We start from the raw sequence: 17,290 nt of genomic DNA, 5'->3' as shown, positions 1-17,290 counted from the left end.
TACGAATTTCAGCTATTCCAGTCTGGCGCAAACGGTGGGCTTACCACCCGCTGATCTTTCGGCAATTGGGCAATCGCCGCGCGATCCTCGTCGTCCAGTTCCACGTTCAACGCTGCCAGGTTGGCCAGCTGGTTCTCGCGGCTACTGGCCTTTGGGATCGCCGCCACACCGTCCTGGTCCAGCAACCACTTCAGCGCCACCTGGCTGGGCAGCACGCCGTGCTTGCGGGCAATCGCCTGGATCACCGGCTGCGCCGCCGCCTGGCCGCGGGCCAGCGGGGTGTAGGCGGTGAGCAACAGGTCATGATGGCGGGCGTAGTCCAGCAGCGGTTGCTGGCCGAGCAGCACGTGGTATTCCACCTGGATCGCCGACAACGGCGCGCCCAGGGTTTCCACCACCTGGCGCAGCAGCCCCAGCGGGAAGTTGGCCACGCCGATGTGGCGCGTCTTGCCCTCGTCACGCAGCGCTATCAGGGTGTCGATGCTGCGTGCCAGGTCCCAATTCTTGCCGGGCCAGTGAATGTGGAACAGGTCGACCTGCTCGGTGCCCAGGGCGCGCAGGCTGTCTTCCAGCGACTGGCGCATGGCCTTGGGCTCCAGGCGGTCCCACCACACCTTGGTGGTGAGGTGGATCTGCTCGCGTGGTACGTCGCTGTCGCGCAGGGCCTGGCCTACGGCTGCTTCGTTTTCGTAGGCAGTGGCGGTGTCGATGTGCCGGTAACCCACGTCCAGCGCCTGGTGCACGGCCTGGGTGCATTCGGTGCCGGTCATCGGCCAGGTGCCCAGGCCGATTGCAGGCAGGGCCAGACCGTTACGGGTGGTGAGCCTTTGCATGTAAATTCCTTGTAGGGTGTGCAGGGTTCGCACCCGATGGTCGGTGATCAGCGAGGCACGGGCCATGCGTTCATGCCACAAAGTGGTCGATCAGCGAACAGAATTTTCCACCAGCGTGGGCACGCGGCAAATGAACTTCCTTATCCTGCGGTATCTCTTCTAGAATTCGAGCTGTTGTATCCGCCAGGGCACCCCTGCGCGGCCTTCCCTGGGCGTGGCATGCCGCCGTGCCGTCATCGAGAGAGCCATGAGTTCCAGCACACCGCTGTCCGGCGTCAACCAACCCTTGCGCGGTATCGCGCTGGTGGTGGGGGCGACGTTCCTGTTCGCCAGCCACGATGCCCTGTCCAAATTCCTCGGCGGCATTTACCCGATTGTGATGGTGGTGTGGGCGCGTTATGTCGTGCATACGCTGCTGATGGCCGGTATTTTCCTGCCCAAGTCTGGCCTCAACGTATTGCGCACCCGCCGGCCAGTACTGCAGACCTTGCGGGCCTTGAGCCTGCTGAGCACCAGCCTGCTGTTCACCAGCGGCCTTCAGTATCTGCCGCTGGCTGAGGCGACTGCGGTCAACTTCCTTGCCCCGGTGCTGGTTACCGCGCTGTCTGCTCCGCTGCTCAAAGAGCGGGTGACGGTGGGGCAGTGGGTGGCCGTAGTGCTGGGTTTCATCGGCGTGCTGGTGGTGGTGCACCCAGGTGGGGCGATGTTTACCCCGGCCATTCTGTATCCGTTCGGTTCGGCGTTGGGCTTCTGCTTTTATCAGTTGCTGACGCGCATTCTGGCTGCACATGACAGCCCGACCACCAGCAACTTCTATGCAGGGCTGTGCAACACCCTGGCAATGAGTGCACTGGTGCCGTTCTTCTGGGAGGTGCCGCGTTGGGACCATGCCCTGCTGATGCTGGCCCTGGGGGGCTTTGGCATGACGGCTCACCTGCTGCTGACCCAGGCCTTCCGCCATGCGGCACCGGCGTTGCTGGCACCGTTCAGCTACTGCCAGATCGTGTTTGCCGGGTTGCTTGGGCTTGTATTCTATAGCCAGGTGCCGGACACCCTGAGCCTGGTTGGGATTTCGGTGATCTGCCTCAGTGGACTGGGCGCGGCGTGGATGCAGCGCAAGAAGTGAGTGATTACCTACCGGGCCATGAACTGCAGGATGCGTTCGCGTAGCCAGCGCTCGGCCGGGTCGTTGTCCTGGGCGCCGCTCCAGACCATAGACAGCTCGGCCTCGGTGATGTCGAACGGCGCCGGGTCGGCGCGCAGGCTGCCGTCGTCGGCCAGGGCGCAGGCGGCGTAGTCCGGCACCGTTGCGATCAGCTCGGTGTTGCGCAGCAGGGCGCGCAGGCTGCCGAACTGCGGCACCGCCAGCACCACCTTGCGGCAGCGGCCGATGCGCGCCAGGTCCAGGTCGATGTTGCCGCTCATGTCGCCGGAGAACGACACCATCACATGCGGGCGCGCGCAGTATTCGTCGAGGGTCAGCGGGCCGGGCCGGTCGTCGGCGCGCAGCACGCGCACGCCGATGTCGCGCAGCTTGCGGCGCTTGGCCGTGGCCGGCAGGTCGGTGGTGTAGCTCACACCCACCGAAATTTCGCCGCTGGCCAGCAGGCCAGGCATCAGCAGGAAGTTGGCCCGCCGCACCACCACACTGATATCCGGGGCCTCTTCGCGCAGGGCCTGCAGCAGGGCCGGGAACAGGCCGAACTCGGCATCGTCCGACAGCCCCAGGCGGAACACATTGCAGCTGCTGGCCGGGTCGAATTCGCGGGCGCGGCTGATGGCGGCGGAAATCACGTCCATCGCAGGCGCCAGTTCGGCGAAAATCTGCAGGGCCCTTGGCGTGGGTTCCATGGCCCGGCCGCTGCGGATCAGCAATGGGTCATCGAACAGCTCGCGCAAGCGGGCGAGGGCGGCGCTGACGGTGGACTGGGTGATGAACAGCTTTTCACCGACGCGGGTCAGGTTGCGTTCGATCATCAGGGCTTCGAACAGCACCAGCAGGTTCATGTCGACGCGGCGCAGGTCGTTGCGGTTCATTGGGCTCAGGTTCCGGGAATAGAGGGCTTGGCGGTGTATTGAAGCACGCCGCAGGCCTGCTTGCCTTGTATGAATGTGCCGGCCTCTTCGCGGGTGAACCCGCTCCCACAGGTACTGCACAAGCCATTCTGACAGAGCCAGCCTATTACCCCCTAACAGCCACTCTATTAGAACTCTGCCCAAGCTCGTCTAGTCTTTCCCGTGGCCCCGTGTAGACCTGATGAGGGGTAGCACGAGCCCCACACGCTCGGCTGAAAGAACACCTGGCATAGACCGGAAATCTGGATAACCGACCCAAAGGTACCCGCAGATGTCGAACGAATCGAAATGCCCGTTCCATCAAACCGCAGGTGGCGGCACCACCAACCGTGACTGGTGGCCTGACCAGCTCAACCTTCGTATTCTTCACCAGCATTCGTCGAAATCCAGCCCCGATCCGGACTTCGATTATGCCAAGGCGTTCAAAAGCCTCGACTTCCAGGCCCTGAAGAACGACCTGACTGCCCTGATGACCGACTCGCAGGACTGGTGGCCCGCCGACTTCGGCCACTACGGCCCGCTGTTCATCCGTATGGCCTGGCACAGCGCCGGCACCTACCGCATAGGCGATGGCCGCGGTGGCGCGGGCTCTGGCCAGCAACGTTTCGCCCCTCTGAACAGCTGGCCGGACAACGTCAGCCTGGACAAGGCCCGGCGCCTGCTGTGGCCGATCAAGCAGAAATACGGCAACAAGATTTCCTGGGCCGACCTGATCGTGCTCACGGGTAACGTTGCCCTAGAATCCATGGGCTTCAAGACTTTCGGTTTCTCTGGCGGGCGCGCCGATGTGTGGGAGCCGGACGAAGATGTGTATTGGGGTTCGGAAAAGGTCTGGCTGGGCGGCGATACTCGCTACGGCAATGATCAGGTCAAGGCGCAGCCGCCCGGGCAGGGTGACCTGGTGGCCGAGCCGGCCAAGCATGGTGAAGAGCAGAATCGCGACCTGTCGGCCGAGCGTAACCTGGAAAACCCGCTGGCCGCCGTGCAGATGGGCCTGATCTACGTCAACCCGGAAGGCCCGGAAGGTAACCCCGACCCGGTGGCGTCGGGCAGGGACATCCGTGAAACCTTTGGCCGCATGGCCATGAACGATGAAGAAACCGTGGCGCTGATCGCCGGCGGCCACGCCTTCGGCAAGACCCACGGCGCCGGGCCCGCCGACAACGTCGGCCCCGAACCGGAAGCGGCAGGCCTGGAGTTGCAGGGCCTGGGCTGGCCCAACAAGTTTGGTACCGGCAAAGGGGGGGATACCATCACCAGCGGCCTGGAAGTGACCTGGACTTCCACCCCGACGAAGTGGAGCAACGAATACCTGAACAACCTGTTCAACTTTGAGTGGGAGCTGACCAAAAGCCCGGCCGGTGCGCACCAGTGGCGGCCGAAAGAGGGTAAAGGCGCAGGCACGGTGCCAGATGCCCACGATCCGGGTAAAAAACACGCACCGTCGATGCTTACCTCTGACCTGGCGCTGCGCTTCGACCCGATCTACGAGCCGATCGCCCGTCGCTTCAAGGACAACCCTGATCAGCTGGCGGATGCCTTCTCCCGTGCCTGGTACAAGCTGATCCACCGCGACATGGGCCCGCTGGCGCGCTACCTGGGCCCGGAAATGCCCAATGAAGAGTTGCTGTGGCAGGACCCGTTGCCCAAGGCCGACCCCTCCACGATCAGCGAGCAAGACATTGCTGCCCTCAAAGCCAAGGTCCTGGCCTCGGGCTTGAGTGTGGGCGATCTGGTCTCCACCGCCTGGGCATCGGCGTCAACCTTCCGTGGCTCGGACAAGCGCGGAGGTGCCAATGGCGCCCGCTTGCGCCTGGTACCCCAGAAGGACTGGGCTGCCAATCAGGGGGTAGACAGGGTGCTGACGGCTCTGGAGCAAATTCAGGGCGAGTTCAATAATGGTGGCAAGAAGGTCTCCCTGGCCGACCTGATCGTACTGGCCGGTACCGCTGCAGTTGAAAAAGCTGCCAGGGATGCCGGTTACAGTGGCAGCGTCGGGTTCCGCCCGGGTCGCGTCGATGCCTCCCAGGCGCAGACCGACGTCGAGTCGTTTGCCGTGCTGGAGCCGTTGGCCGATGGCTTCCGCAATTTCACCAAGGCTCGTTACAGCGTCAAGGCCGAGAAGCTGTTGCTGGACAAGGCCCAGTTGCTGACCCTGACTGCCCCGGAGCTGACCGTGCTGATCGGCGGCCTGCGTGTGCTGGGCGCCAATCATGGCGGCAGCAAGCAGGGTGTGTTCACGGACAAGCCCGGTACCTTGAGCAACGACTTCTTCCGCAACCTGCTGGACATGGGTGTGGAATGGAAGCCGACTTCGGCAGACAACGAAACCTTCGAAGGCCGCGACCGCAAGACCGGGCAGGTTAAATGGAGCGCTAGCCGGGTCGACCTGGTGTTTGGTTCGCATGCCCAGTTGCGGGCGTTGAGCGAGGTGTATGGGAGCAGTGATGGGGGCGACAAGTTCGTGCGGGACTTTGTCGCAGCCTGGCAGAAGGTCATGGAGCTGGATCGTTTTGACCTGAAGTAACGGTGTTGCGGGGGGCGCGTTGCGCCCCATTCGCGGGCTTGCCCGCTCCCACAGGTACAGCGCAGCCTTTCAGGGCGGTGAAAATCCTGTGGGAGCGGGCAAGCCCGCGAATGGGCTGCAGAGCAGCCCCCTTGGCCCTGGTGATCCCGCCAATTCCAGGTCGGATAGATACAAAAGCGTCGTCGTCGGTTCTGTTGCAATGCTTCTCAGGCAGCCAGCCTGAACAGCGTGCTTACAACGACAAGGAACCCCGACCATGCAAATGCCCAAGACCCTGAAAATCCGCAATGGCGAGAAGGTGCAGCCGACCTTTTCGGCGCAGGAATATGCGGCCCGCCACGCCCGTCTGCGGGCCTACATGGCCGAGCATGACATCGAGGCGGCGATCTTCACTTCGTACCACAACGTCAATTACTACAGCGACTTCCTGTACTGCTCGTTCGGCCGCCCGTATGCGCTGGTGATCACCCAGGACAAGGTTGTCTCGATCAGCGCCAACATCGATGGCGGGCAGCCCTGGCGGCGTACGGTCGGTACTGACAACATCGTCTACACCGACTGGCAACGCGACAACTACTTCGTTGCCATTCAGCAGGCGCTGCCGCTGGCCTCGCGCATCGGCGTCGAACACGACCACCTCAACCTGCAGAACCATGCCAAGTTGGCCGCCTGCTACCCCAAAGCCGAGTTGCTGGACATTGGCGCGCCGTGCATGCGCATGCGCATGATCAAGTCGGCCGAGGAGCAGGCGCTGATCCGCCACGGTGCGCAGGTGGCCGACATCGGCGGTACGGCGGTGGTAGAGGCGCTGCGCGAACAGGTGCCTGAGTATGAGGTGGCGCTGCATGCCACCCAGGCGATGGTCCGGGAAATTGCCAGGCGCTTCCCCGATGCGGAGCTGATGGACACCTGGACCTGGTTCCAGTCCGGGCTCAACACCGATGGCGCGCATAACCCGGTAACCAGCCGCCGCGTGGGCAAGGGTGAAATCCTCAGCCTCAACTGCTTCCCGATGATCGCCGGCTACTACACCGCGCTGGAGCGCACGCTGTTCCTCGATCACTGCCCGGATGAGTACCTGCGCCTGTGGCAGGCCAACGTTGAAGTGCACGAGGCCGGGTTGAAACTGGTACGCCCGGGCATGCGCTGCAGCGACATCGCCCGTGAACTGAACGAAATTTTCCTGCGCCACGACCTGCTTCAGTACCGTACTTTCGGTTATGGGCATTCGTTCGGCACCTTGAGCCACTACTACGGCCGCGAAGCGGGGCTGGAGCTGCGCGAAGACATCGACACAGTGCTGGAGCCTGGCATGGTGGTGTCGATCGAACCGATGATCATGCTGCCCGAAGGGCGGCCGGGGGCGGGCGGGTATCGCGAGCATGACATTCTGATCGTCAACGACAACGGCGCCGAGAACATTACCAAGTTCCCGTATGGGCCGGAGCACAACATCATTCGCAAATAAAGACCGGAGCTGGCCTCATCGCCGGCAAGCCAGCTCCCACAGATTCTGCATAGCACGCAATGCCTGTGCAGTCCCTGTGGGAGCTGGCTTGCCGGCGATGAGGCCAGCCCGGACAACAAAAATATCACTGTATGACCACCAGACCCTGCCTCCAATTAAAAGAATCAGAGGGTACCCGTCATGTCCAGCACCACACTTGACCCATCCGCCGTCGCCGGGCCCACACACAATGCCGAACGGCAGGCCCTGCGCAAGGCCGCCCGGGCCAGTTTCATGGGCAACTTTGTCGAGTGGTTCGACTATGCCGCCTACGGCTACCTGGCCACCATCATCGCCGCCACCTTCTTCCCGCAAACCGACAAGACCACCGGCTTGCTGGCAACCTTCGCGGTGTTTGCCCTGTCGTTCCTGGTACGCCCGCTAGGCGGCATCGTCTGGGGGCACTTTGGCGACCGCCATGGCCGGCGCAACGCACTGTCGTGGTCGATCCTGATCATGTCGGTATCGACCTTCTGCATCGGCCTGCTGCCTGGGTATGCGCAAATCGGTTTGTGGGCGCCAGCGCTGCTGTTGCTGATCCGCCTGGTGCAGGGTTTTTCTGCCTCGGGCGAGTACGCCGGTGCTGCGGCGTTCCTGGCCGAATATGCGCCGCCCGGCCGTCGTGGCCTGTACACCAGCATCGTGCCGGCCAGCACGGCAGCGGGGTTGCTGTTTGGTGCGGCGTTTGTGGCGGTGCTGCACGAACTGCTCAGCAGCGAAGCCCTGCATGAATGGGGCTGGCGCCTGCCGTTCCTGCTGGCGGCGCCGTTCGGCCTGGTGGGGCGCTATATCCGCATGAGCCTGCAGGACACGCCCAAGTTTCTGGAAATGGAGCAGCGCCTGGAACACAAGGCCGGGATGGCCCCGACGCCCCTGCGTGAGCTACTGGGCCAGCACCGGCGCAGCCTGGCCATCGGCATTGGCGTTACCTGCCTGAACGCGGTGGCGTTCTACCTGCTGCTCAGCTATATGCCGACCTACTTGTCCAGTGAGATGGGCCTGAGCGAGCGGGATTCATTCATTGCCTCGACAGTATCGCTGGCCACCTACATCGGCTTGATCTTCCTGATGGGGCGGCTGTCCGACCGGTTTGGCCGCAAGACCATGCTGGTGGTGGCTTCGCTGTTGTTCCTGGGGCTGACTGTGCCGTTGTTCCGCCTGCTTGACGGGCAACCGCTGCTGGTCATCCTGGCGATCCAGATTTGCTTCGGGGCGATACTGGCGATGAACGACGGGACCTTGCCGTGCCTGCTGGCCGAGATTTTCCCGACCCGGGTGCGCTTCAGTGGGTTTGCCCTGAGCTTCAATGTGGCCAACGCGCTGTTTGGCGGGACTGCACCGTTCATTGCCACCTGGCTGATCCAGGTGACTGGCAGCAAGCTGGCGCCGGCGGGGTATTTGCTGGCGGCAGCACTGGTGGCACTGGTGGCCATGCTGATGTGCCGAGAAACGGCGCACTCGGCCCTGGAAGATTGAAAAGCCTGCACTGGCCCCTTCGCGGGTGAACCCGCTCCCACAGGGGCCTCAAAGGCCTGAGCATTGTGCAATCCCTGTGGGAGCGGGTTTACCCGCGAAGAGGCCGGCAAAACTATTGCAATATCTGGATCAGTGCAAAGAGGCTTGCCGCCGCTCCCCCAGCGGCGACAAGCCAAAGAACCGGCTGTAACTCTTGGAAAAATGCGCCGGCGAACTGAACCCGCAGGCCAGCGCCACCTCGCGCACCTGCACATCACTGCGCAGCAGCAACTCCCGGGCCCGCGACAGCCGCAGCTCCAGGTAATACTGGCTGGGCGTGCGCTGCAGGTACTTGTGGAACAGCCTCTCCAGCTGGCGCACGGTCACCTCGTTGAGGCTGGCAAGCTCCTCCAGCCCCAGTGGTTCTTCCAGGTTGGCCTCCATGATCGCCACCACTTGGCTCAGCTTGGGCTGGGCGCTGCCAAGCAGGGTGCGCAGCGGTACCCGTTGGCGCTCGCGCTCGCCCCGCACCCGGTCGCACAGCAACAGCTCCGCCGCCTTGGCCGCAATGTCCTGGCCCCCAGGTTCGCGTGCCACCAGTTGCAGCATCATGTCCATGGCTGCCACACCGCCCGAGCAGGTATAACGGTCGCGGTCCAGTTCGAACAGCTGGCTGGAAATGACAATGCCAGGGAAGTGCGCCTGCAATGTCGGCAGGTCTTCCCAATGGATGGTGCAGCGGTAGCCTTTGAGCAGCTCGGCCTTGGCCAGCAGGTAGCTACCGGTGCAGATACCGCCCAATGGCAGGTGCTGGCGGGCCAGCTTGCGCAACCAGTCGATCAGCGGGCGGCTGCTACGGCCACGGTCGATCGGGTTGGCGCCGACCACCAGCAGCGCATCCAGCTCGGGCGCGTTGGCGATGCTGTAGTCGGGCAGTACCCGCATGCTGTTGCTGGCGACCACGGGCGCCTCGTCCGCGGCAATCAGCACGCTGCGAAACAGTGGCTTGCGCGCGGCCAGGTTGGCCATGCGCAGTGTTTCCACCGCCGAGGCCAGGCCGATGGTGGTGAAGTTGGGCAAAATCAGAAAGCCGAAGGTCTTTACGGAACAACTCTTTACAATAGACGGCGACAGGTTTGTAGAAGCGGGGTGGACCATTGCGCTGTTCCTGTGCAAGCTGAGGCAGAGTTCGTCAGGGGCAGAGAGAAATACAGCCTCGCGTGGTTCTTGTTGTTATAGGTCGTTGCCGGGTCGATCTTACACCCCCGCCGCAGCGGCCAGGAATGGCCCCGCCGGCTGGCAGGGCCGACAGTGATTGCACAGAGAAGGTGATCGTTCGTGAACCCCGAATCCATGCTGGCGGCATTGCCAGGCTACGCCATATCGCCCGAGTCGATCCAGGTGCTGCCCGATGCCAAGGCATACCGCGCCTGCCTGCTCGAGCGCATCCGCACCGCGACCCGGCGCATCGTCATCGTCGCACTGTACCTGCAGGAAGACGAGGCCGGCCAGGAAGTGCTGGATGCCTTGTACCAGGTCAAGGCCGAGCGGCCAGGCCTGGAAATCACCATCGTGGTCGACTGGTTTCGTGCTCGCCGTGGTCTGCTGGGGGGCGGGCGCCAGCCGGGCAACGCCGCCTGGTATCAGGCCCAACGCCAGTTGCGCGGGCTGGATATCGTCATTCACGGGGTGCCAGTGCAGACCCGCGAGCTGTTCGGCGTGTTGCACCTCAAGGGCAGCATCATCGACGACTGCGTGATCTACACCGGCGCCAGCCTGAACAACGTCTACCTGCACCGCTTCGACCGCTATCGCCTGGACCGCTACCACCTGTTCCAGTCGCCGGGGCTTGCCGACGCCATGGTCGACCTGGTACAGCGCCTGTTGCACCACACCGCCACACCACGCCTCGACTTGCCTGCACAACCTGCCACCCGCAGCCTGCGCGGCGATATCCGGCGCTTGCGAGCGCGGTTGCGGCGCATGGCCTACGAGGCACCAGCCAGCGTGGCAGGGCAGGGGTTGCGGGTGATTCCGCTGCTGGGCGTGGGCCGTGGCAACCCGTTGAACCGGGCAATGTGCGCCCTGTTGGCGACGGCGCGCACGCAACTCATCATCAGTACGCCGTATTTCAACCCACCGCGGGTGGTGATGCGCGAGCTTGACCATGCGCTGGAGCGTGGTGTGCACGTTGAGCTGATCGTCGGTGACCGCACGGCTAACGACTTCTATATCGCCCCCGGTGAGCCGTTCAGTGCCAGTGGCGCCTTGCCTTATCTGTACGAAGACAATCTGCGTGCCTTCGCCCGGCGCCGCCATGCCGCGATTGCCAGCGGCCAGTTGCAGGTGCGGATATGGAACGATCCCGGGCATACCTTCCATGCCAAGGGTGTGTGGGTCGACCAGCGCTATTCGTTGCTGACCGGCAACAACCTGAACCCGCGCGGGTTCAACCTGGACCTGGAGAACGGCCTGCTTATCGATGACCCGCAAGGGCAATGGCTGGGGCCACGGGAAGCGGAATTGAACGAGCTACGCCGGCATGCGCCGAAGATTGGCTCGGCAGAGGCGCTGGGGGTGAAGGCAGAACATCCCAAGGAAGTCCGCAAGTTGCTGCGGCGCTTGCGTTTCAGCCGGTTGGAGCCGTTGATCAAGCGCGTGCTCTGAGGCATTGCACCAGGCGATGCTGTGCGTTTTTTGGGGGGAGCGGCGTCGTGTCGCGAACGGCCGCTCCCACAGAGGCCGCGTCAGGCCGTGGCGCCTTTACCTGGCGCCGCTCCGATGTCCTTCTTGCCACGCGGCTTGAGCCGCGACACGGCAAACAGCACCACCGCCAGCCCGACGACCTGGTACAGCGAAATCTCTTCACTCAAGAGTGCCCATGACGCCAACACCGTCAGCACCGGCCCCAGGTTGCCCACCGCCGCCGTATGGGTAGGGCCCAGCCGCTGGATTGCCAGCGCCACCCAGTAGATCGGCAATACCGTGGAAAACACCGCCATCAACCCGGCATTGGCCCATACCGCGCCCGGTAATTGCCACAACTGCCCGACCGGTGCCACCAGCAGGTAATGCGCCAGCACCATCAGCGAGGACGCCGTGCCGCACAGCCCGGCCAGGCGCATCGAGCCCATCCGCTTGAGCATCATCCCGGTGCCGGAGTAATACAGCGCGTAGGTCACCGCACTGGCGAACACCCAAAGCGAGCCCAGCACCACCCGTTGGCCAACCCCGGCGACACTGACGTCGTGGACAAAGGCGATGCCCAGCCCCAGGTAGCACAGGCCCATGGCCGACAAGGTGCGCAGGCTTGGCCGTTCACGCAGGGCGATGGCCTGGAACACCAGCACCAGCGTCGGGTAGGTAAACAGGATCAGCCGCTCGAGCCCGGCGCTGATGTACTGCAAACCATAGAAGTCGAACAGGCTGGCCAGGTAATAACCCAGCAGCCCGAGCAAGGCCACACGCAAACCGTCGCCCAGTTTGAAAGGGGCGCTGGCTTGGCTACGGCTGGCCCATACCAGCCAGGCGAACAACGGCAGCGCCAGCCCCATGCGCATCGCCAGCAGGCTGATGGCGTCCACAGGCCCGGCAGCGTACGCGAGCTTGACGAAAATCGCCTTGAAGCTGAAGCCCAGGGCGGCCAGCACGGCGTACAAGGCGCCGCTCTGCATCTGGCGTTGGATCAGGCTGCGTAATGCGTTCATGGAGTACCCGAGGCAGAAGAATGACGGGGCTTATTCTGAACAGAAGGAGGCTAAGCTAGAATCGCTTTTAATCGAACAGGGTGTTCGCTTTTGGAGAAGCCATGCCTTTCGACCTGACAGACCTGCGCCTGCTGCTGGCCATCGCCGCCACAGGCAGCCTGAGCAAGGCGGCTGCCACTTTTCCGGTGGCCGTATCGGCCGCCAGTAATCGCCTGCGCCTGCTGGAAGAGCGCTGCGGGCTGGCGCTGTTCATCCGCAATGCCGGTGGCATGCAGCTAACGCCATCCGGGCGGTTGGTGCTCGAGGGCGCGCGAACCGTTCTCGCTGAGGCGCAAAAGCTGCAGGGCACCTTGAAAGAGCTGTCTGGTGAGCATCGCATCACCTTGCGCCTGGCGGCATCCACCGTGACCAACAGCACATTGCTGCCCGCCGTGCTGGGGCCGTTCCTGGCGGACTACCCGGAAGTCGACCTGCAACTGGTCGAGCACAAGAGCGTGGATGTGCTGCGGGTAGTGGTGGCCAACGAGTGCGAGATCGGTGTGTATGACGGCATCCTGAACAGTGAGGGCGTGGTATCGCTGCCGTTTCGCACCGAGCGCCTGGTGATGCTGGTGCCTGCCGGTCATCCGCTGGCCGGGCGCGAGCAGCTACGCCTGGTCGACGCGTTGGGTTTTGCGTTCATCTGCCTCCCGGGTGAGCGGCCGATGCAGCGCTTTGTCGAGGAAATGGCGATGAAGCTGGCCATGCCCCTTAAGGTACGGGTGCGTGCACCGAGTTTCGAGGCGATTGCCCAGTTGGTCGCACAGCGTGCAGGGGTGGCAATGCTGCCCGAAACAGCGGCCCTACGCGCCGAACAGGAGCTTCCGGTGCGCAGGGTGGCCCTGGCCGAAAGCTGGGCCACCCTGGAGCTTCGCCTGTGCTTCCGTGACTGGGAGCAACTGAGCTCGCATGGGCGGCAACTGGTGAGTTTTCTTTCCGGGCTTGAGGCGGGCGAGACCACCGCGATTTCGGTAGTGAATACGGCGCCTTGATGGCAAAATGATATTGCCAAGGCGCCCATCGACAGGGGCTGGGCTATCATTTGCAGTCAACCGTGCAAGGCCCCTCTGAAAAGTCATCACGAGCGCATACAATCGGGCCTTTTCCTCGTTAACCAGATAGGCCAATGCGTATATGGCGCTAGATCCACCCACGATGCTGACCATCTCGGTCGCCCTGGCAGCGGCGGCTGCCCTGTACCTGGCGATTGAGTGGCGCAGTGTCCGCGAAACCTCACTGCTGTTCTGGAGTGCCGGTTTTGCCACTATTACCGTCGGTTGTGTCCTGGCCTTGTTGCGCGGGGTCGGGTTGTTGTTCATCGGCATCTGGTTTGCCAACGGTTTGCTGGTGGTGGCGCACTGGTTTTTCCTGATAGGCGTACTGCGTTTTACCCAGGACCGCTTGTCGCGGGCCTGGCTGATCATTGTGGTGGTCTGGTTCGCCTTGCTGCTGCTGCCCGTAGGGCCGCAGTGGTCGAAGGTGATGCTGATGGTGAACTCGTTGCTGGTGGCCTCGCTGACGCTCAAGGCCAGCTTCCTGCTGCGGCCGCATGGCAAGTCGCTAAGTGTCGGCGCGGTACAGCTGCGCTATGTATTGCTGATACACGGGTTGTTCTATGTGGCCAAGGCGGTCATTGCGATCACGCCGGGTACGTTGATTGACCTGACCACCTTTGGCGGGCTGATCATTCAGGTTTCCCTGGTCGAGGGGGCGATGGCGATCATGCTGATTGCCTTGTCGATGACTGGCACTGTGCGCTATCGGCGCGAGGAACGGATTGCCCGGCTGGCAGCCCGCGACCCGTTGACCGCGCTGTACAACCGGCGCGCGCTGGAGGTGCGGGCGGGGCATTTCTTCAAGGATGTCAGCACGGCCCAGCCCGGGGCGTTGTTGCTGATCGACATCGACAACTTCAAGCTGGTGAACGACCTGCACGGGCACATTGCCGGGGACCGGTTGCTGATTGCCTTGAGCGAGATGATTCGCACGGTGCTGCCCGAGCGCGCGCTGGCCGCACGTTTGGGCGGCGATGAGTTCGTGATCTTGTTGAGCGGGGCGAGTAGCGAGCGGGTCATGGAGCTGGGTGGGTTGTTGCGTGAGCAATTTCAGCAGTATGCCAGCAAGACCGTGCCTACGCCGCACGCGGTTACCTTGAGTATCGGCGTGAACCTGTTCGAGCAGCCGCCGGCGAGCCTGGCGGCGTTGATCGAGCAGGGGGATGTGGCTTTGTACCAGTCCAAGCGCAGTGGGCGCGATAGCATTCGGTTTGTTGAGCGGCCAATGGCTGACCTCAACCAATAGACTAATGGGGCTGCTGCGCAGCCCATCGCCGGCAAGCCAGCTCCCACAATTACTGCGCAGACCTTCAGGATTGCGCGGGCCCTGTGGGAGCTGGCTTGCCGGCGATGGGCCGCGAAGCGGCCCTAATAGCCTGAGGTTACTGTTTGGACAGCCGGTGTCAGGTCGCCACCTGGTAGCACGGCACATACGCTGCGCCGCCCGGCAGCTTCATGCGGTGCTGGTCGACGAAGGCCTGCAGCAGCCGGCCCAGTGGGTCCAGTACAGCGCTGTCGCCGTGGATCTGATACGGGCCGTGTTCCTCGATCAGGCGGATACCTTTGTCCTTGACGTTACCGGCAACGATGCCGGAAAACGCCCGGCGCAGGTTGGCAGCCAGTTCATGGGGTGGTAGCTCGCGGCGCAGGTCCAGGTCGGCCATGGCCTGGTGGGTCGGGTCGAACGGGCGCTGGAAGCTCTCTTCGATCTTCAGCAGCCAGTTGAAGTGGAAGGCGTCGTTGCGCTCGCGGCGGAACTGCTTGACCTCCTTGAGCCCTTCGACCATGTGCCGGGCAACTTCGGCCGGGTCATCAATGATGATTTCGTACAAGCGGTGCGCCGCCTCGCCCAGGGTGGCGCCGACGAAGGCATGCAATTGTTGCAGGTATGGCTCGGCGCTGCGCGGGCCGGTGAGCACCACCGGGAACGGCACGTCGTGGTTGTCCGGGTGCATGAGGATGCCCAGCAGGTAGAGGAACTCCTCGGCCGTGCCGGCACCGCCCGGGAAGATGATGATGCCGTGACCGACACGCACGAAGGCTTCCAGGCGCTTTTCGATGTCCGGCAGGATCACCAGCTCGTTGACGATCGGGTTGGGCGCCTCGGCGGCGATGATGCCCGGCTCGGTCAGGCCCAGGTAGCGGCTGCCATGCATGCGCTGCTTGGCGTGGGCGATGGTGGCGCCTTTCATCGGCCCCTTCATCACGCCAGGGCCGCAGCCAGTGCACACGTCCAGCTTGCGCAGGCCCAGTTCGTGGCCGACCTTCTTGGTGTACTGGTATTCCTCGGTGCTGATCGAGTGGCCGCCCCAGCACACCACCATCTTCGGCTCCACGCCCGGGCGCAGGGTGCGCGCATTGCGCAGCAGGTGGAATACGTAATCGGTGATGCCCTGGGAGCTTTCCAGGTCGATACGCTGGCTGGCCAGCTCGCTCTCGGTGTAGACGATGTCGCGCAGGGCGCTGAACAGCATTTCACGGGTGCTGGCGATCATTTCGCCATCGACGAAGGCGTCGGCCGGGGCATTCTGCAGCTCCAGGCGCACGCCGCGGTCCTGTTGGTGGATTTTAACCTCGAAGTCCTTATAGGCCTCGAGGATAGTCTTGGCATTGTCGACATGGGCGCCGGTGTTGAGGATGGCCAGGGCGCACTGGCGGAACAGGGTGTAGAGGCTACCGGTACCGACTTCACTCAGTTGCTGCACTTCACGTTGTGACAGCGTTTCCAGGCTGCCTTTGGGGCTGACGGATGCATTGATGACATTGCGTTGAGGCATCTAAGTCTTTCCTGTGCGGGTAAAACATCCTTCTTTGACAACACCATACCGAGAAATGTGGACGGCAACGAGGGGGCTGGTGAAAAACCTTGAGACCGGGTTGGCGTCTGCGCGGGCTTGCCCGCTCTCACAGGTACAGTGCAGATCCCTGTGGGAGCGGGCAAGCCCGCGAAGAAGCCAACCCGGTCCCGATTTATCCCAACAGCTTCTGCACGCCAAGGGTAATCGCCAATCCACCACCTACCAGCCACAGATTCAGAATCGCACCGGTAGCCAGCGCCTTTGGCCCGGCCTGGCGGATCTGGCTGAGGCGCGTCTCCATCCCCAACGCAGTCATGGCCATGGTCAAGGCAAAAGTGTCGAGGCTGTTGACCGCTTGCGTCACGCTACCTGGCAATACCTGCAGGGAATTCACCAGGACCAGCGCGAGGAAGCCGAAGGCAAACCACGGCATCGCAATGCGCCCATTGCCCTGCGCCTGGCCGGCCTTGCGCGAGCGGCTGATCCACAGGCCTACCACCAGCAGTACCGGCACCAGCAGCATCACCCGGGTCATCTTGACGATGGTGGCGATATGAGTGGCTTCAGGGCTGACGTTACTGGCTGCGCCCACCACCTGGGCGACTTCGTGGATGGTGCCACCCAGGAAAAGCCCGGCGCCCAGGGTGTCCAGGTGCAGCCAGCCGGCATTGATGGCCAGCGGGTAGAGGAACATCGACAAGGTGCCGAACAGCACCACGCTGCCGACGGCCATGGCGCTCTTGTGCGGGGCACTGCGCAGTGCCGATTCGAAGGCCAGCACGGCGGCGGCGCCACAGATGGCGCTGCCAGCGGCGGTCAGCAGAGCGGTATCGCGGTCCAGCTTGAACAGCTTCATGCCACACCACAGGCCGATCAGCAGGGTGCTGGACACCACCAGCAACGACACGAGCAGCCCCGACCAGCCGACTTCGGCGATCTCCTGCAGGCTGACCCGCAGGCCAAAGAAGGCCACGGCAATGCGCAGCAGGCCGCGGGCCGAAAAGTTGATGCCGGCAGCCCAGCTGGCCGGTACACCATCGCGCAAGGCATTGCCGTACAGCGCGCCGGCGACGATGCCGACAATCAACGGGCTGATGCCCAGGTTGGCGATGGCAGGCAAGGCCGCCAGCTGAGTGACCGCAAGCGCAAAAAGCGCGACGAACAGGATGCCGTTGAGCCGCCCTCGGGTAGAGAGGGTAGGCGAATAAGCGGGGTGGGACGGAACCGTGGCCATGTGAGTCCTCCGGAAAGGTGTTTCGACAAGGCCTACGTTAATCTGGTTATAAGCTTATA

At 63.3% G+C, this 17,290-nt stretch carries 13 protein-coding genes; 7 read left to right on the top strand and 6 right to left on the bottom strand.

From position 1 onward, the window contains the following. Nucleotides 1–8: 8 nt before the first annotated feature. The gene (locus JOY50_RS07985) at nt 9–833 is read right to left on the bottom strand and encodes an aldo/keto reductase (RefSeq protein ID WP_132841050.1); all 825 of its coding nucleotides are present in this window, start codon (nt 831–833) and stop codon (nt 9–11) included. A 247-nt stretch (nt 834–1,080) separates the two neighbouring features. Between JOY50_RS07985 and JOY50_RS07980 the strand changes: the two genes are divergently transcribed. Further along, nucleotides 1,081–1,959, top strand: a complete 879-nt coding sequence (locus JOY50_RS07980) for a DMT family transporter (RefSeq protein WP_028613151.1) — start codon at nt 1,081–1,083, stop codon at nt 1,957–1,959. Nucleotides 1,960–1,967: 8 nt separating this feature from the next. Here the strand turns inward: JOY50_RS07980 and JOY50_RS07975 are convergent, their stop codons facing one another. After that, nucleotides 1,968–2,870, bottom strand: coding sequence for a LysR family transcriptional regulator (locus JOY50_RS07975; RefSeq protein WP_028613150.1), 903 nt, complete (start codon nt 2,868–2,870; stop codon nt 1,968–1,970). Between the two features lie 310 nt (nt 2,871–3,180). On the opposite strand from JOY50_RS07975, the gene katG reads away from it, so the two are divergent. The 3 genes from katG to JOY50_RS07960 all read left to right on the top strand — a co-directional run bounded on the left by katG (nt 3,181) and on the right by JOY50_RS07960 (nt 8,419). Continuing rightward, nucleotides 3,181–5,436 (top strand): catalase/peroxidase HPI, encoded by a 2,256-nt coding sequence (gene katG / locus JOY50_RS07970; protein ID WP_132841047.1) that lies wholly within the window; start codon nt 3,181–3,183, stop codon nt 5,434–5,436. A gap of 256 nt (nt 5,437–5,692) precedes the next feature. After that, nucleotides 5,693–6,904, top strand: coding sequence for a M24 family metallopeptidase (locus JOY50_RS07965; RefSeq protein ID WP_132841045.1), 1,212 nt, complete (start codon nt 5,693–5,695; stop codon nt 6,902–6,904). A gap of 180 nt (nt 6,905–7,084) precedes the next feature. Next, nucleotides 7,085–8,419 (top strand): MFS transporter, encoded by a 1,335-nt coding sequence (locus JOY50_RS07960; protein ID WP_132841042.1) that lies wholly within the window; start codon nt 7,085–7,087, stop codon nt 8,417–8,419. Between the two features lie 129 nt (nt 8,420–8,548). Here the strand turns inward: JOY50_RS07960 and JOY50_RS07955 are convergent, their stop codons facing one another. Then, nucleotides 8,549–9,556 (bottom strand): GlxA family transcriptional regulator, encoded by a 1,008-nt coding sequence (locus JOY50_RS07955; protein WP_132841040.1) that lies wholly within the window; start codon nt 9,554–9,556, stop codon nt 8,549–8,551. A 180-nt stretch (nt 9,557–9,736) separates the two neighbouring features. On the opposite strand from JOY50_RS07955, the gene pssA reads away from it, so the two are divergent. Beyond that, nucleotides 9,737–11,065, top strand: a complete 1,329-nt coding sequence (gene pssA / locus JOY50_RS07950) for a CDP-diacylglycerol--serine O-phosphatidyltransferase (protein WP_243055036.1) — start codon at nt 9,737–9,739, stop codon at nt 11,063–11,065. Nucleotides 11,066–11,145: 80 nt separating this feature from the next. On the opposite strand, the gene JOY50_RS07945 is transcribed toward pssA, so the two are convergent. Further along, entirely contained in the window at nt 11,146–12,105 is a 960-nt protein-coding gene (locus JOY50_RS07945; protein WP_243055035.1) for a DMT family transporter, read from the bottom strand. A gap of 101 nt (nt 12,106–12,206) precedes the next feature. Between JOY50_RS07945 and JOY50_RS07940 the strand changes: the two genes are divergently transcribed. Together JOY50_RS07940 and JOY50_RS07935 are read left to right on the top strand one after the other, a co-directional pair. Continuing rightward, nucleotides 12,207–13,136, top strand: a complete 930-nt coding sequence (locus tag JOY50_RS07940; RefSeq protein WP_028613143.1) for a LysR substrate-binding domain-containing protein — start codon at nt 12,207–12,209, stop codon at nt 13,134–13,136. 163 nt (nt 13,137–13,299) lie between these two features. Next, a complete protein-coding gene (locus JOY50_RS07935; RefSeq protein WP_132841033.1) occupies nt 13,300–14,445 on the top strand; it encodes a GGDEF domain-containing protein in 1,146 nt (381 codons plus the stop codon). A gap of 157 nt (nt 14,446–14,602) precedes the next feature. Here the strand turns inward: JOY50_RS07935 and ppnN are convergent, their stop codons facing one another. Continuing rightward, nucleotides 14,603–15,976: a nucleotide 5'-monophosphate nucleosidase PpnN gene (ppnN, locus tag JOY50_RS07930; protein WP_132841031.1), complete on the bottom strand. Its 1,374-nt coding sequence runs from the start codon at nt 15,974–15,976 to the stop codon at nt 14,603–14,605. A gap of 193 nt (nt 15,977–16,169) precedes the next feature. Continuing rightward, nucleotides 16,170–17,231, bottom strand: a complete 1,062-nt coding sequence (locus JOY50_RS07925) for a YeiH family protein (RefSeq protein WP_019472294.1) — start codon at nt 17,229–17,231, stop codon at nt 16,170–16,172. Between the last annotated feature and the right edge of the window lie 59 nt (nt 17,232–17,290).

Source organism: Pseudomonas sp. BP01 (genome assembly GCF_022760795.1).
In the GTDB taxonomy this organism is placed as follows: domain Bacteria; phylum Pseudomonadota; class Gammaproteobacteria; order Pseudomonadales; family Pseudomonadaceae; genus Aquipseudomonas; species Aquipseudomonas putida_Q.
The sequence above is the reverse complement of the archived record's forward strand: the minus strand, read 5'-3'. Positions and strand labels throughout refer to the sequence as shown.